Annotated in this window: 11 protein-coding genes; 3 read left to right on the plus strand and 8 right to left on the minus strand. The window is 65.1% G+C overall.

What is annotated here, in order from left to right; all coding sequences use genetic code 11:
* Positions 1–41 precede the first annotated feature (41 nt).
* Both ACZ9H4_RS23635 and ACZ9H4_RS23640 read right to left on the minus strand, forming a co-directional pair.
* A complete protein-coding gene (locus ACZ9H4_RS23635) occupies positions 42–1,307 on the minus strand; it encodes an efflux RND transporter periplasmic adaptor subunit (RefSeq protein WP_408155914.1) in 1,266 nt (421 codons plus the stop codon).
* Positions 1,308–1,407: 100 nt separating this feature from the next.
* On the minus strand, positions 1,408–4,590 hold the full coding sequence (locus ACZ9H4_RS23640) for an efflux RND transporter permease subunit (RefSeq protein ID WP_476121156.1): 3,183 nt from the start codon (positions 4,588–4,590) through the stop codon (positions 1,408–1,410).
* Between the two features lie 441 nt (positions 4,591–5,031).
* On the opposite strand from ACZ9H4_RS23640, the gene ACZ9H4_RS23645 reads away from it, so the two are divergent.
* Both ACZ9H4_RS23645 and ACZ9H4_RS23650 read left to right on the plus strand, forming a co-directional pair.
* The gene (locus tag ACZ9H4_RS23645; RefSeq protein ID WP_042327325.1) at positions 5,032–5,244 is read left to right on the plus strand and encodes a hypothetical protein; all 213 of its coding nucleotides are present in this window, start codon (positions 5,032–5,034) and stop codon (positions 5,242–5,244) included.
* A 103-nt stretch (positions 5,245–5,347) separates the two neighbouring features.
* Entirely contained in the window at positions 5,348–6,376 is a 1,029-nt protein-coding gene (locus tag ACZ9H4_RS23650) for a serine/threonine protein kinase (protein WP_476121159.1), read from the plus strand.
* A gap of 181 nt (positions 6,377–6,557) precedes the next feature.
* Here ACZ9H4_RS23650 and ACZ9H4_RS23655 read toward each other — a convergent pair whose 3' ends face one another.
* On the minus strand, positions 6,558–8,459 hold the full coding sequence (locus tag ACZ9H4_RS23655) for a DUF3857 domain-containing transglutaminase family protein (protein WP_476121161.1): 1,902 nt from the start codon (positions 8,457–8,459) through the stop codon (positions 6,558–6,560).
* A 342-nt stretch (positions 8,460–8,801) separates the two neighbouring features.
* Between ACZ9H4_RS23655 and ACZ9H4_RS23660 the strand changes: the two genes are divergently transcribed.
* Positions 8,802–9,542, plus strand: coding sequence for a PepSY-associated TM helix domain-containing protein (locus ACZ9H4_RS23660; RefSeq protein ID WP_408139672.1), 741 nt, complete (start codon positions 8,802–8,804; stop codon positions 9,540–9,542).
* Positions 9,543–9,674: 132 nt separating this feature from the next.
* Here ACZ9H4_RS23660 and ACZ9H4_RS23665 read toward each other — a convergent pair whose 3' ends face one another.
* The 5 genes from ACZ9H4_RS23665 to ACZ9H4_RS23685 form a co-directional block, all read right to left on the minus strand.
* Positions 9,675–10,697 carry an XdhC family protein gene (locus ACZ9H4_RS23665; protein ID WP_408139670.1) on the minus strand — a complete coding sequence of 341 codons (1,023 nt, stop codon included), beginning with the start codon at positions 10,695–10,697 and terminating at the stop codon, positions 9,675–9,677.
* Complete coding sequence (locus ACZ9H4_RS23670; protein ID WP_408155904.1) at positions 10,670–11,269, minus strand: CoxG family protein; 600 nt, start codon at positions 11,267–11,269, stop codon at positions 10,670–10,672. Before ACZ9H4_RS23670 ends, ACZ9H4_RS23665 begins: the two co-directional genes overlap by 28 nt.
* Positions 11,260–12,594: a vWA domain-containing protein gene (locus ACZ9H4_RS23675; RefSeq protein WP_476121164.1), complete on the minus strand. Its 1,335-nt coding sequence runs from the start codon at positions 12,592–12,594 to the stop codon at positions 11,260–11,262. Before ACZ9H4_RS23675 ends, ACZ9H4_RS23670 begins: the two co-directional genes overlap by 10 nt.
* A gap of 5 nt (positions 12,595–12,599) precedes the next feature.
* On the minus strand, positions 12,600–13,487 hold the full coding sequence (locus ACZ9H4_RS23680; RefSeq protein ID WP_408139666.1) for an AAA family ATPase: 888 nt from the start codon (positions 13,485–13,487) through the stop codon (positions 12,600–12,602).
* A 156-nt stretch (positions 13,488–13,643) separates the two neighbouring features.
* Complete coding sequence (locus ACZ9H4_RS23685) at positions 13,644–14,441, minus strand: FAD binding domain-containing protein (protein WP_476121167.1); 798 nt, start codon at positions 14,439–14,441, stop codon at positions 13,644–13,646.
* Positions 14,442–14,457 lie beyond the last annotated feature (16 nt).

A 14,457-nucleotide genomic window follows, 5' to 3' on the forward strand; every position in this document is an offset into this window, starting at 1 on the left:
CCTTGGCGCGGCCGTGACGTTGCGGTGTAGTGCTCGCGCGGTCATGACGATGTCCTTGCAGCCGCCCCGGAAGCGCCAGCCGCTCCATCCCCACCGGCCCCCGCACCCGAAGCACCCTCCGCCCCTTCCGCTTTGCGCGGCACGATCCGCACAGGCGCGCCATCGACAATCGAGTCCTGCGGATTCAAGATCACCTGCTCATCGCCGTGCAACCCGGACGCAATCGCGACCCGCGTGCCGAAGTCCGTCCCGAGCGACACCGGCAGCAGCTTCACCTTGCGTTGCGCATCCACGGTCGCGACCTTCACGCCATCCGGGCGGAACAGCAAAGCGTTGCCCGGCACCGTGAACGGCGCCGCGCCCGCGCCCAACGCGAAATGCACCTGCGCGTAAGCACCCGGCAGCAAATCGCCATCGCGATTGTCGACGTCGACTTCGACCAGCATGGTCCGTTGCTGCTGATCGACAGCGCCCGCGGTGCGTGCCACCGTGCCCGGATAATGCCGCGACGGCGTCTCGGTCAGCGTAAGAAACGCCGTCTGCTGCGCGCGCACCTGTTGCGCATAAGCCTGCGGCACATTCACATACACGCGCAGCCGGTCCGCCTGCGCGACATGAAACAGTTCCTTCGCGGGCCCACCCGCGCTGCCCGCGTCGATCAACGCGCCGACGTCGACGTTGCGCGCCGTGACCATGCCGTCGAACGGCGCATACACCTTCTGGAACGACTGCGTCTTCTCCAGACGCGCGACGTTAAAACGTGCCGCGTCGAGCGTGGCTTTCTTCGCGAGCATGTCGCCGACCTTCTCGTCGGTCTCCTGCTTCGACACCGATTTGCTCTTCAGCATCTCGCTCCAGCGATCGGCGGTGCTTTTCGCGAGCGCATAGTTCGCGTTGGCGTTCGCGAGATCGGCGCGGGCGGCGCGCAGTTGATCGTCCACTTCCGGCGTGTCGATTTCCGCGAGCAATTGGCCGCTTTTCACGCGCGCGCCGATGTCGGCGTACCACTTCTTCAGATAGCCGTTGGTACGGGCGTAAATCGGCGTGTCGAGAAAGGCCTGCACGTTGCCGGGCAAAACGAGATCGAGTCCGGCCGACGACTTCTGCGGGCGCACGACTTCGACGCTCATCTGGCTCGCATGCTCGGCATCGCGTTCGAGCGCCGCGTGCGCATTGTGACGTGACCGGATGCCCTGGGCCGCGAGCGCGATCGCCACCACGGCCACTACGACGACGAACCAACGCGTGCGCTTCGCTTTCGCGGGATCGCGCGCGCTGCCGGAACCGTCTGGACGTTGTGCTTCCATCAAATTTCCCCCATGTATTTGCGTGGGCAGTCGACGCTGCCTCTTGTGTTGCATGCGGTGTCGCGCATCGTATCGCGTGCCATGCGTATTGCTTCCCGCCTCATGGCTGACCCACCACATGCCCGGCCGCACGCTGACGCCGCGCCGCGAGCCGCCGGTAGATCATCGAGAACACCACCGGCACGAAGATCAGCGTCGCCAGCGTACCGACCGTCAGCCCGCCGATCACCGCGCGCCCGAGCGGCGCATTCTGCTCGCCGCCTTCGCCGAGACCGATCGCCATCGGCACCATGCCGATCACCATCGCGAGCGCCGTCATCAGCACCGGGCGAAAACGTGTGAAGCCCGCTTCGATTGCCGCGCGCGTCGCGTCGCCGTGTTCGAGCAGCTGTTCGCGCGCGAAGCTGATCACGAGAATCGAGTTGGCGGTGGCGATGCCGATACACATGATCGCGCCGGTCAGCGCGGGAATCGACAGGGTGGTGCGCGTGAGAAACAGCATCCACACGATGCCCGCGAGCGCGCCCGGCAGCGCGGTGATGATGATGAACGGATCGAGCCACGACTGAAAGTTCACCACGATCAGCAGATACACCAGCACGATCGCGAACACCAGACCGGCGAACAGCCCCGAGAACGAATCGTTCATGGTCTGCACCTGGCCACGGATTTCGATGGTCGAGGACTTCGGCAATTCGGCGCGGGCGTCGTCGATGATCCTGCGGATGTCGTCGGAGACGCCGCCGAGATCGCGGCCGTCGGCGGTGCCGAAAATATCGATCGTGGTCTGCGCGTTGTAGTGCGTGAGCACCGCGTTGCCGGCGTCGCGCTTCATGGTGGCGAGCGAGCCGAGAATGTTGGTGCGGCCGTTCGCGTTCAACGGAATGTTCGCGAGCGATTGCAGCGAATCGATCGTGTATTGCGGCGCTTCGGTGATCACGTTGTAGCTCACGCCATTACGCGGATTGAGCCAGAACGTCGGCGTGGTTTGCTGGCTGCCGGACAGTGTGATCAGCAGATTGCTCGCGATCTCGCGTTGCGAGAAACCGGCTTGCTGCGCGCGCGTGCGATCCACGTCGATGAAGATGCGCGGCAAGTCGGCGGGCTGCTGGATGCGCACATCGGCCAGACCCGGCACCGTGCGCAAACGGTGCAGCAAGTTCGCGGCGAACACGCGATTGCCGGCGACGTCACGGCCGACAATCTGGATGTCGATCGGCGAGGGCATGCCGAAGTTGAGCGTCTGGCTGACGATGTCCGCGGGCAGGAACGCGAACTGCACGCCGGGGAATTCGTCGGTGAGCGTGCGCCGCAACGTGCGCACGTAGTCGGCGCTCGGATGATGATCGGGATTGAGCGTGATCAGCACGTCGGCATCCGAGGTGCCGATCGTGCCGGTATTGCTGTACGAGAGGTTGATGCCCGACACCGGCAAGCCGATGTTGTCGATGATCGAATGCAGCTCGGACGCCGGGATCAACTGACGAATCCGCGTGTCGACGCGATCGGTCAGCATGGCGGTTTCCTCGACCCGCATGCCGGTTTTCGCACGCAGATGCAGTGCGATCGTGCCGGCGTCGACGGCTGGGAAAAAGTCTCGGCCGAGGAACGGCATCAGCAGCATCGATGCACCGCAGCCAAGCAGAAACAGCGTCACGAACAGACCCGGCCGCGCGACGCGCGCTTCGAGAAACACGCGATAGCGCTGGCGCAGACGCGCAAAGCCGCGTTCGAAAGCGTAGTGCACGCGCATGAACGGATTGCGCGTCTGCGCGGGCGCGTGATGCAGGTCGGCCGGTTTGTGGTGATGACGCAGCAGATATTTCGCGAGCGTCGGCACGAGTGTGCGCGAGAAGAAATACGACGCCAGCATTGCGAACACCACGGCTTCGGCGAGCGGAATGAATAGATAGTGTGCGACGCCCGTCAGCAGAAACATCGGCACGAACACGATGCAGATCGACAGGGTCGACACCAGCGTCGGAATCGCGATCTGATGCGCGCCGTCGAGAATCGCCTGTTCGAGCGTCTTGCCCTGTTCCAGCTGATGGCTGATGTTTTCGATCGCCACGGTCGCATCGTCGACCAGTATCCCGACCGCGAGCGCGAGCCCGCCGAGCGTCATGATGTTGATGGTTTCGCCGAGGATCGACAGCGCGATGATCGACGTGATCATCGACAACGGAATCGACACGAAGATGATCAGCGTCGCGCGCCAGTTGCCGAGGAACAGCAGAATCATCAGACCGGTCAGGCACGCGGCGATCAATGCTTCACGCAGCACGCCCTGCACCGACGCGCGCACGAACAGTGACTGATCGGCAACGGGATCGATATTCAGCGACGCGGGCACGAGATTGCGCAGCGTCGGCATCATCGTCTTGATGCGGTCGACGATATCGAGCGTGGACGTGTTGCCGCTTTTGTTGATCGTCAGCAGCGAAGCGCGCTGGCCGTTCACGCGCACGATGTTGGTCTGCGGCTGGAAGCCGTCGCGCACATGCGCGACGTCGCGGATATAAACGGTGCCATTGGCCGTCGAGCGGATCGGGATGTTGTTCAGGCCGGCCAGCGAATCCGGGCTGCCGTTCATTTCCACCGAGTACTCGGTCGAGCCGATTTTCGCGGTGCCCGACGGCAGGATCAGATTCTGCGCGGTGACCGCGTTGACCACGTCCAGCGGCGAGAGATTGCGCTCCTGCAACTTGCGCGAATCGATGTCGACCATGATCTGCCGCTGCTTGCCGCCGTAGGGCAACGGCGCCGACGCGCCGGGTACGGTGGCGAGCTGCGTCTTCAGAAAGTTGTTGCCGAAGTCGTACAGCTCCTGCTCGGTCAGCGACGCGGACGACAGCGCGAGGCGCAGGATCGGCACCGTCGACGCGTTGTAGCGCAGGATGTTCGGCGGCGTAATGCCGGGCGGCAGCGAGCGCAATTGCGTTTGCGACAGCGCGGTGACCTGCGCGAGCGCTTCGTTGATATTGGCGTGCGGCTGGAAAAAGATCTTGATCACCGCGATGCCGTTCAGCGAGGTCGATTCCGTGTGCTCGATATCGTTCACTGCTACCGACAGTCCGCGCTCGTAGTTGAGCACGATGCGCTTTTCCATCTCGTCGGCGGGCAGGCCGTTATACGACCAGATCACCGAGAGCACGGGAATGTCGATGTTCGGGAAGATGTCGGTCGGTGTGCGCAGAATGGTCAGCGGCCCGACGATCAGCAGGAGCAGCGCCAGCACGACGAAGGTGTAGGGACGCCGCAGCGCGAGACGAACGATCCACATGGCTAGCGTGCCCGCTCGAACACGCGCAGGGCGCTGCCGTGTGCGTGCGCGACGCGGCGGCCGCGCTGAACATGGCGCGCACCGCGCCGCAGACTGTGGCGCAATGAGGGCGTGGCGCGCGGATTAAACGAATCGTCCTGACTGTGCACGTTTTTGATATCCCACCCCAGCAGGGTTTATGATGGACTCGTTACGAGGTTTTACGCCCAGATCATCGGTCGCGCGCAGTGTAATGGGAATAGGGCGAAACGACGGGTGAACAGCCTTTAATTCGCGCTTTCCAAAGCCCCGTAAAACGGGAACAATGACTCGAACCTCTCACGCGTATCACGCGCAGCAGATTGGGTGCGTACGCAACGTTAGCGGCGAAGCGGCGCTTTTATCATCACCTTGACCGGCATGAAATCACTAAGCCGGCTACGGGAGAAACGGGGAAACATCATGCAAATCGGTTCCATTGTCCGGTCGGTGCATATCGCCGTGCCGCAAGGCGCGCGCGGAATCGTCATGCGCATTCTTGGCGACATGGCCATGGTGGCGTGGTATGCGGGCGAGCCCGGTGCGTCGCCGCATCTGAATACTGAACCCTTTTTTCTCGAAGACCTGATCGACACCGGCGAGCAGGTCCGCCCGTCGAGCGCGCAGATGCATTGACGGCGTTTCGCTGTCGAAGTGTAGGCGCGTTGTAGCTGAGTTGTAATCCGTATCGTGAGCCGTCGCTCTCGTTTTTGACGGCGGCCCGGCGCACAATGCGGGCATGAACGACGACAACCTCGACTCCCAGGACGGCGCGCAGAGCGCCGCGCCTTTCGCCCGGCTCCAGCCGGAAATCGTGCTCGATGCGCTCGACAGCGTGCTCAGCACGATCGGCGTGCGCACCGACGGCCGCATGCTGCCGCTCAACAGCTACGAAAATCGCGTGTACCAGGTGGGCGTCGAAGACGGCCCGCCCGTGGTCGCGAAGTTTTATCGCCCCGAGCGCTGGAGCGATGCCGCCATCCTCGAAGAACATGCGTTCGTCGCCGATCTCGCCGCGCGCGAGATTCCGGCCGTGCCGGCGCGCACGTTGGACGACCGCACGCTCCATACCTTCGACGGTTTCCGCTTCTCGATCTTCGAGCGCCGCGGCGGCCGCGCGCCGGATCTCGACCGGCGCGACACGCTCGAATGGCTGGGTCGTTTCATCGGCCGCATTCATGCGGTCGGGCAGACGCAGAACTACGCCGAACGGCCCACGCTCGACATTCACACGTTCGGCTATGAGCCGCGCGACTTCCTGCTCGCGCAGCGCTTCGTGCCCGACGACGTGCGCACCGCATGGGAGACCGTGGTGAACCTCGCGCTCGAAGGTGTCGAGCGCGCGTTCGAGCGTGCCGGCGACATCCGCATGTTGCGCATGCACGGCGACTGTCATCCTAGCAATGTGCTGTGGACCGACGCAGGCCCGCATTTCGTCGACTTCGACGACAGCCGCATGGGTCCGGCGGTACAGGATCTGTGGCTGCTGCTGCCGGGTGAGCGCGCGGAGGCCTCGCGTGCGCTGGCGGATCTGCTCGCCGGCTACGAAGACTTCTGCGAGTTCGAGCCGCGCGAACTGTATCTGGTCGAAGCGTTGCGCACGCTGCGGCTGATTCACTACCAGGCGTGGCTCGCGCGTCGCTGGGACGACCCGGCATTTCCGGCGGCGTTTCCGTGGTTCAACACGCAGCGCTATTGGGAAGACCGCATCCTCGAAATGCGCGAGCAGATCGGTGCGATGCAGGAAGGGCCGCTCTGGCCGGTTTAAAGACTCGCGCGGATGCTGTTGCGCGGGTCATTCGCGGACGGTCCAAACATGAGGCGCGGATGCGGCTGCCGCTGGCCGCTGGCCGCACGTGGCGGGGCATGGTGCGCGAGTGGGTTTGATGTGCGCATCTCGGCAGCGATTCTGGCGGACGTAGGGGCCGCGCAGTGCGCGTGGGGCCGTTTCAAGGCGCTTGTGACACCACGCTCGACGGCTCCGTCAACGTCGACCTGACGATCACCTCCGCGCGCACGTCGCGCCCGATCGCTTCGAGCGCGGGACGCATCTGCGCGAAGTCCTCGGGCGTGCAGACCTCGCTCGCGAAATGAGTGGCACCGTCGCGCGTCATCGTGACGACGTTGCTGAGCGGTTCGAACGTGTACTGCGACTGGAAATCGACGAAGCGGTCCTGGGTGCGCTTCGCCTCCGGCATGTCGAGCACCCGGAAATTGGCGGGCAATTCGATGCGCGCGTGTTCATGCACCGCCACGTTGTGGCAGATGAACGGCTGGGTGCGCTGACGTTCGCCGAGCCAGTAGCGCGTATCCGCTTCGACGCCGCCGGCCAGACTCGTCAGCGCGCGAATCGATGCCGCCGCGCCCGGCACCACCAGGCTTTCCAGCGTACCGTTCATCGTGACCGTGAGCGGGCCGTCGGCCACGGTGAGGTCGCTGGTGGTGAGCGTGGCATTACCGCGCAGATTGACGCTGCGCAATTCGGCTTCGATCGATTCCTCACGCTGCGCGGGCGACTGCGTGCGCAACCTCGCGCGCGCCTGTTCGGCGAACGGGCCGGTGTCTTCCATCCGGTACGTGAAGCTCGCCGAGCCGTCCGGTTCGACCTTGATGGACAGATCGGTGCTGCGCGTCATCAATGCGGTGGCCGGCGTATGGGCGAGCACCCCCTGGCCGATCAGCACGGTCGGCCGGTTCATATCCGACGACGGCAGAAAGCCGAACTCCACATTCGACGCGGTCGAATCCGCGTACTGCTGCAGATCCGGCAGCCACGTGATCACGTGATTGATAACGCCGTAGCCGGGCACGCTCGGCAGCGTGTAGATCGTGCCGCTGCTGATCAGCGCCGGTTCGTTGCGCACGCCGACCGCGTCGAGCAGTGCGCCGTACAGCGCGACGTGGTCCTTGCAGTCGCCGTAGCGGTCCGCGAGGATCGCGCTCGCGCGATGCGGCACGACCGCGCCGCGCCCGACGTTGATCGCCACGTAACGGACATTGCGGCGCACCCAGTCGTATAGCGTCTTGGCTTTGTCGCGCGGCGTGTGGTCGTGCGCGGTGAGCTGCTGCGCGAGACGTGTGACGGTGGGCTCGCGCGCGCTCGGGTCCGCAGCGGATGTGCGGTAGGTGGCGGCGAACGCGGCGTAGTCGGGGAAGGTCGAGACCATCAGCCGGTCGCCATACGACACGTAGGCGATCGAGCCACGCTCCAGCCGGCCGAAATGCGCCTTGTCGTAGCGAAATTCGTAGCGGGTGCGGCCGTCGCGCGTCACCGGTTGCTGTGCGGTGAAGCCCCGTGCATCGGCGTATAGCGGTTTGTCGGCGGGTAGATCGTAGATCAGACGGAAGTTGTGGGTCGGAGCCAGGTCGGGCGGCGTGAAGTCGCTGAACTCCCTGGGCACGATCGGTTGCTGCTGCGTCTTGCGATACGTGAGATGCACGCGCGCGCCCGGCTCTACGGCGGGGAACACGATCACCTTTTCCTGGATGTCCTGGAACATCGGCGCGTCGAACGAACGCGCTTCCTGTACGTCGCGGATCTGCTCGGGCTGCACGTCGTGACGCACGCCATCGGCGGTGGTCGTGTAGGCCTCGAGAATCTGCACGTCGGCCATGTTGCGGTTGAACCAGACGTATTGCTGGGCGACCCGCGCGACGCCGGCTTCGTTGTTCACGCGCAGCGTCATCGAATTGAGCTTGGCGTAGGAGCCGTCGGCATTAACGGTGAAAGTCTGGGTTTCGCCCTCATTGGTATAGGGATCGTCCAGCCTTGCCGGCGTATTCGCGCTCGCGACAGGAAGGCCGGCAAGCCAGCCGAAGGCGGCAAGGCAGACCACGGAAGAGAGTCGCATGGCAGGCAGGTATCCGAACGGCAACGTTGACGGGATCTGCGCTTAGAGTCGGTTTGCGCGCCGTGGATGTCAAGCGGCTGTCACACATGGAAATAGAGCACGGATTGAGCAAACCGCCTGAATATGTAATGATAGCCATTCTCAATTGAAAGGCATCGCCAGCCATTTGTCACATTTCTCCTCCTCTGTGACTGCCAGCCAGCCTCTCAGCCGGACGACCTGAAACCGCAAGCCGGGCCGTCCGGCCCCTTCCCCGAATAATGTTGATAACCGCTGCCGGTGAGCGCGCGTGATCTGTCGCGCGCCGGCGACGCAGCAACCCGCTGCGCCTGGAGCCTGGATGTGAACGCGCCTGATTCGATCGAAATAAAACCCGCTGCCGCGAGCGGCACCCAGTACACCGTCCATACGCCGGAGCGCGGCCATCATCTGATGGACGATGCCGAGCAGGCGGCGCGGCGCCAACGTTCGCGGCGCGCGACTTTCATCAAGTGGCTGCGCAAGGTGCATGGTTGGGTCGGCCTATGGGGCGCAGTGCTGGGTTTGATGTTCGGCGTGACCGGTTTCCTGCTGAACCATCGCGGTGGGCCGCTGAAGGTGCCCACGGGCGAGCCGCAGGTCGAGGAAATGCAGATTCCCGTGCCGCAAAAGCCGCTGCATTCGCCGATGGAGATGGCGAAGTGGCTGAAGAAAGAGCTGAATATCGACGGCAAGCCGGGGCGCTCGCGGCGCGAGCCGGCGCATCCGGTGGCGTGGGGCGATCGCAGCACGATGCAGCCGGAGTTCTGGCAGATCGGCATCATGGGGCCGTCGCAAAGCATGCAGGCCGAGTACTGGGTCGGCAACAGCTTCGTCTCGGTGAAGCGCACGCAGAACTCGTTTCTCGCGACGATGAACAATCTGCACAAAGGCGTGGGCCTGAGCGTCGGCTGGGTCCTGTTGATCGACACGATTGCAGGCAGCCTCATTCTGCTTTCGCTGACCGGTGTGCTGCTTTGGACCGAGCTGAATAAGCGCCGCGTGGTGGGCGTCGTGCTGATCGGCGGATCGGTGATCGCGGCGGTGGTGTGCGGGTTGATGTAAGCACGCCGATGTGCGCAGCGCATGACGCGCTGCCCGCGGCGCCAACAGGTGCTGCGGCCGCAGCCTCAACCGCGCCGCGTTCCCAGCATCGTCATAACCGCCAACTCGCAGCGCGTCTCCCGGAGACTTCCACTAAACGCTACACGCCGCGCCACCGGAAGCAGCAATCTCCCGCGCCGCCTTCGCACCTTCCACCTGCAGCAGCGTAGGCAACGAAACGCCGTTCTTTGCCGCCGTCACCTCGGCGAGAATGGACACGGCGATCTCAGGCGGCGTCCGGCTGCCGATATAAATCCCGACCGGCCCATGCAAGCGCGCCAACTCGGTCTCGTTCAGATCGAACTCCTTTAGCCGCTCGCGGCGCGCCTGATTATTTCTGCGCGAACCCAAAGCACCGACATAGAACGCCGGCGTTTTCAGCGCCTCCATCAGCGCGAGATCGTCGAGCTTCGGGTCGTGTGTCAGCGCGATCACCGCGCAGCGTTCGTCGAGCTTCATGTCGATCACGGTGTCGTCCGGCATCGTCCGCACGATTTTCGTGCCGGGGATGTTCCACTCCTCGGTGTATTCCTCGCGCGGATCGCACACCGTCACCTGATAATCGAGCCCCACCGCGATGTGGCACAGATAGCGCGACAACTGCCCTGCGCCGATCACCAGCATCCGGTAGCGCGGGCCGTGGATCGTCAACAGCCGCTCGCCGTCGAAATGCACGCCGTCGGTCGCCTGCGCGTCGTCGAGCCGCACCGCGCCCGTCACCATGTCGACATCGCGCGCGACGAGCCGGCCGTTCTCCACCGCGTGGCACAGTTCGGCGATACCGCTTTGCTTCGTCAACGGTTCGAGCACGAGCTGGATCGTGCCGCCGCAAGGCAGGCCGAAGCGATGCGCTTCCTCGGCCGTGATGCCGTACTTCACCGCCTCCGGATGCGTCTGCTCGATACCCCTTTGCCGCACCCGGTCGATCAGATCGTCTTCGATGCAGCCGCCCGACACCGAGCCCACCACGAGCCCGTCGTCGCGCACCGCGAGCATCGCGCCCTCGGGACGCGGGGACGACCCCCACGTCTTCACCACCGTCACCAGTAGCGCGCGATGTCCTTCTTCCAGCCAGCGTGCGCTGGACTTCAGGACTTCGAGATCCACGCTGTCCATGATCGTTTCCTTTTCGTTGCGTCTGCGTCGGCACCGGACTCGGTGGCCGACGCGTCATTCGATTCCGTACCGGTCTGCGCGGCAGCGGCCTCGTCGCCGTCGGCAGGCGCGGCACTGTCGCCCTCGACTTCGCCCGAGATCTGTGCGCCGAAGCGTTTGAAGAACTCGCCAGCGATTTTACGCGCCGCGCCGTCGATGAGCCGCGAGCCGATCTGCGCGAGCTTGCCGCCGACCTGCGCGCTCGCCGTGTAGGTGAGCTTCGTCGCGGCGTCGCCGTCGGCTTCCAGTGTGACGCGCGTGCTGCCTTTCGCGAAGCCCGCTGCCCCGCCCTGGCCTTCGAATACGATGTTGTACGCGTTCGGCGCGTCGATGTCGGTCAACTGCATGCGCCCCTTGAAGCGCGCCTTCACCGGACCGACGGCAGCGCTCAGCGTCACCAGATACGCGTTCTCCCCATCCGGGTCGATGCTTTCGCAACCCGGGATGCAGGCGCGCAGAATCTCCGTATCGTTCAGCGCGTCCCAAGTGCGCTGCTGCGCAACCGGCAGTGTATGGGTTTCGGTCAATTCCATGGCGTTGCTCCTGCGGTTGTCGTGGCCGAGCGGGTTGGGCGAGGCGCGCGCGTGAGTTGCGCGAGATCGCGGCCGAACGCAGCCAGACTGTCCAGATTATGAACCGGGCGATGCGCGTCGACATACGGCAGGATCGCCTGCACGCCGCGCGCCTTCGGAGAAAAGCCGCTGAAACGCAGCAGCGGATTGAGCCAGACGATGCGGTGCGCGAAGCGGCGCAGACGCGCCATCTCGGTGTCGAGCAGGTCGATCGCTTCATGGTCGAGGCCGTCGGTGACGAGCAGCACGGTGGCTCTGCCGGTCAGCACGCGCCGCGCCCAGCGGCGGTTGAACTCGGCGAGCGCCGCGCCGATCCGCGTGCCGCCCGACCAGTCGAGCACCTGGTCGGCGAGCGTCGCGATCGCCACGTCGGGGTCGCGCTCGCGCAGCGCGCGCGTCGCGTTGGTCAGGCGCGTGCCGAACAGAAATACCTGCAGGCGTTCGCGCGATTGCAGCAGCGCGTGGCAGAAATACAGCACGGCGCGCGAGTAGCTGCTCATCGAACCGGAAATGTCGAGCAGCAGCACGAGCGGCGGCTTGCGCTCGACCACCGCGCGATATTTCCACACCGTCCAGTCGCCGCCCGCGCGCACCGCGTGTCGCGCGCTTGCACGCAAGTCCGCATGGGTGCCGTGCGAGGCGGCCTTCAGGCGGCGCGTCGGCTCGGTCGCGAGCGGCAGGCGCTGGCCGCGGATCAGATGCCGCAAGCTGCGCCACTCGTCGGCGGAAAGCGTGTCGAAATCGCGATGACGCAGCCGCTCTTCGGCGCTGAACGTGACATGCGCGTGCAACTCGTGCTGTTCGGTTTCCTGCGGTGTCCTGCTATGCGGTGACGGCGGCGCGCGTACGGCCAGTGCGTCGGCGAGACGGTTGTTGCGTTTGGGCGGCGGCAGACCGTCGCGGACTTTCGGCAACAGCAGCGCACGCAGCTTGCCTTCCCAGTCCGGATCGCGCCAGAACAGATCGAATGCCGCGTTGAACAGGTCACGTTCGTCGGGCGCGGAGACCAGCAGCGCGGCAAGGGCGGCGCGCACGTCGTCGCGGCGGCCAAGATCGATCCAGTGCAAGGCGGCGAGCGCGTCGACGGCTTGCGCAGGCGACATCGGCAAACCGGCGCCGCGCAGCACGCGCACGAAATGGACGACGTTGCGGGCGAGCGTGGGCGTATCGTCGCGCGGCGCGGCACTCACGCCCGAACTCGCGCCGACGATTCGCGCGGCTGGCAAACCCACTCGCGGGTTTGAGTCGGAAGCGTCGCTGTCGCCGCTGTCGTTTCGGTTCGTCATGCTGGCTATCCCGGCGCGGCGAGGCATTGCGCAATGTGCGCGGCGTCCACGCGCGCCAGATCGTCCTGATACTTGAGCAGCACGCCTAACGTGTTCTGCACCGATTGCGGATCCAGTTCCGTTACCGACAGTGCTTCCAATGCGCGGCACCAGTCGATCGTTTCGGCGATGCCCGGCGCCTTGAACAGATCCATGCCGCGCAGCCGATGCACGAAATCGACCGCGCGCCGCTGCAACTGCGCCGACGTCTGCGGCGCACGCGCGGCGACGATCTCCAGTTCGCGCTCGCGCTCGGGATAGCCGATCCACTGATACAGGCAGCGGCGTTTCAACGCGTCATGCACTTCGCGCGTGCGGTTCGACGTCATCACGACGAGCGGCGGTTGCGCCGCGCGCACGGTGCCGTATTCGGGAATCGATACCTGGAAGTCCGAAAGCAGTTCGAGCAGAAAGGCTTCGAACGGTTCGTCGGCGCGGTCGATCTCGTCGATCAGCAGCACGCGCCGCGCGCCGGGATGATGTTCGTCCGGCATCAGCGCTTGCAGCAGCGGCCGCTTCAGCAGGAATTCGCCGCGATACAGCGTGTCGTTGTCAGGGTGCTCGCCGGCGGCCTCGGCCAGCCGCAGCGCCATGATCTGCCGCGGATAGTCCCACTCGTAGAGCGCGCTGGCCGTGTCGAGGCCTTCGTAGCATTGCAGCCGCAACATTGTGGTGCCCAGCATGCCGGCCGCGGCTTTGGCAAGCTCGGTTTTGCCGACACCCGGCTCGCCTTCGACGAACAACGGCCGCTCCATGCGCAACGCGAGATACAACGCGGTCGCCAGTTCGCGGCTGGCGAAATAGCTTTGGGCCGCGAGTTGTGCGAGGGTGTCGTCGATTGAAGCTGGCTGCATGGCGGTCCTGAATCTGCGCGCTCCGGGCGGTCAAGCGCGACGCCGGTGAAACGCGAAGCGGGGCGGCGCGCCTCGCGTCATGTGGTTGACGAACGGGACGGGGCTGACGTGCTTAGGCAAACAGCATTACACGTCAGCCGCCGATAGCAAGGATCGCTACGCGTTCGCCTTCGTCACCGCGCGCGCGGCCAGCACCGGAATCAGATGCGCGCGGTACTCGGCGCTCGCGTGCATGTCGGTGTTCAAATCGTCGGGCGGCACGCTGACCCCGCGCGCGGCGTCCGGCGTGAAGTTCGCCGACAGCGCGCTCTCCAGTTCCGGCACACGAAATACCGAAGACGCCGCGCCCGTCACTGCGACCCGCACGCCGCTCGCGAACTTTGCGACGAACACGCCGACCAGCGCGAAGTGCGACGCGGGATTGCGGAATTTCTCGTAGGCCGCGCGCTCGGGCACCGGAAACTCGACGGCGACGATCAGCTCGTCGGGCGCGAGCGCGGTCTCGTACATGCCGACGAAGAAGTCGCTCGACGCGATGCGCCGCCGCTCGGTGACGATGGTCGCATCCAGCGCGAGCGCCGCCGCCGGATAGCAGGCGGCCGGGTCGTTGTTGGCGAGCGAGCCGCCAATCGTGCCGAGCGCGCGCACCTGCCGGTCGCCGATATGCGCGGCGAGATCCGCGAGGCCCGGCGACACGCGCCGCAATTCCGCGTGATCCGCGACGTCGGCATGACAAACCGCTGCGCCGATCGTCACCTTGCCCGCGTCGACGGTGATCGACTTGAGCGCGGGAATCCGCGTCACGTCGACCAGTTGCGACGGCTGCGCGAGACGCAGCCGCATGGTCGGCAAGAGGCTTTGGCCGCCGGCCAGAAACTTCGCGTCGCTGTCGGCGGTGAGGAGGGCGGCGGCCGCTTTGGGATCCGTCGCGCGTTGATACTCGAATGAATACATGTCGAATGCTCCGCTC

The sequence above is a fragment of the Paraburkholderia sp. TE9906 genome, from assembly GCF_056279605.1.